Genomic DNA, 1,458 nt, shown 5'->3' on the forward strand with positions numbered 1-1,458 from the left:
GTGGCCCGCCGGGCCCCCAGCGTCGCCCCGCCCCGCCCCGGCCCGCTCTACGACCTGAGCGCCGTGCGCCAGATGGTGGGCGACAACGAATCGTTCGTGCGCCACCTGGTGGGCGTGTTTTGCACCAGCACGCCGCCCATTCTCGAAGCCCTGCGGCAGGCCTTGGCGCAAGCCGATTGGCCGGCCCTGGCCGACGCCGCCCACCACCTCAAAAGCTCCCTCTACGGCATGGGGGTGGCGCCCCTCTTCGACGCCATCCGCGAGCTGGAGGCCTGCGAGGCGCAGTCCCTTACGCCGGCCCGCGCCGCTTGGCTCGTGGGTGAAATCACGGCCGTCACGGCCGAGGTCATGGCGTCGCTGGCGCAGGCATTCCCCGGGGTATAGGGCCCCGGGTGGGCGCCAGGGTGATTTACGGGTAGGATAGAAGCTATTGGGAAAATCGTCGGAAATAATCAAAACGTTATGCAGAGCGCAGCGCAGCATCTTTTCCGCGGCAGTAATCATGGTTAGTCAGCGGGAAAGATGCTCTGCTCTGCATGACGTTCAACATATCTATTATACCTACCAACGCTGCAACCCCCTACGCGCCGTTACTGGGGGCCCCGGCGGCGAGGATGCCCGCCGCCGCACCGGCCCCGCTGGCCAGGCAGCCCTGGAGCAGGTAGCCGCCGGTGGGGGCCTCCCAGTCCAGCATTTCGCCGGCCAGGTAGGTGCCCGGGCGGCGGCGCAGCATCAGGTGCGCGTCGAGCTCGGCCCAGGCCACGCCGCCGGCCGTCGAAATGGCCTCGTCGAGCGGGCGCAGGCCGGCCACAGGTAGCGGTAAGTGGCTAAGGAGCTGCGCCAAAGTGGCGGGTTCCAGCGTGGCCGCGTTGGGCTGAATTTCGCGTAGCAGGGTGGGGGTGGGGCCCAGGTGCAGGGTTTTCTTGAGGAAATCAGCCCACGACGCCTTACCGCGCGGGGCCCCCAGCTTGGCCAGCAGGGCGGCGGGCGCCAGGTCGGGCTTCAGGTTGAGGTGCAGCACGGCGGGGCCCCCGGCGGCCAGCGCGGCCCGCACCTGCGGCGTGAGGGCGTACACGGGCGTGCCCTCCAGGCCGTAGTCGGTCAGCATGAGCTCGCCGCGCACTTCGGGGCCCTCGTTCACGCGCAGGGCAATGTTTTTGAGCGGCTGGCGGCCCACCTTCTCCCGGAAAAACGCCGACCACGCCACCTCCGCTCCGCAGTTGGCCGGGGCGAAAGGCAGCACTTCGACGCCAATTTCGCGCAGCAGCGGGGCCCAGGCCCCATCGGAGCCGGTTTTGGCCCAGCTGGCGCCGCCCAGGGCCAGCACCGTGGCGGTGGGCTCAATGGTGAACTCTTTGCCGGCTGGCGGCCCACCTTCTCCCGGAAAAACGCCGACCACGCCACCTCCGCTCCGCAGTTGGCCGGGGCGAAAGGCAGCACTTCGACGCCAATTTCGCG

Annotated in this window: 2 protein-coding genes; one reads left to right on the forward strand and one right to left on the reverse strand. The window is 69.1% G+C overall.

Annotation, left to right across the window (positions count from 1 at the left end; all coding sequences use genetic code 11):
* The coding region (locus BEN49_RS14985) for an Hpt domain-containing protein (protein ID WP_141765683.1) at nucleotides 1-384 on the forward strand (384 nt) is incomplete at its 5' end.
* A 196-nt stretch (nucleotides 385-580) separates the two neighbouring features.
* On the opposite strand, the gene BEN49_RS14990 is transcribed toward BEN49_RS14985, so the two are convergent.
* Nucleotides 581-1,458: TIGR03862 family flavoprotein (locus BEN49_RS14990; RefSeq protein WP_125916906.1), on the reverse strand; the 878-nt coding region annotated here is incomplete at its 5' end.

It is taken from the genome of Hymenobacter coccineus (genome assembly GCF_001816125.1).
Classification (GTDB): domain Bacteria; phylum Bacteroidota; class Bacteroidia; order Cytophagales; family Hymenobacteraceae; genus Hymenobacter; species Hymenobacter coccineus.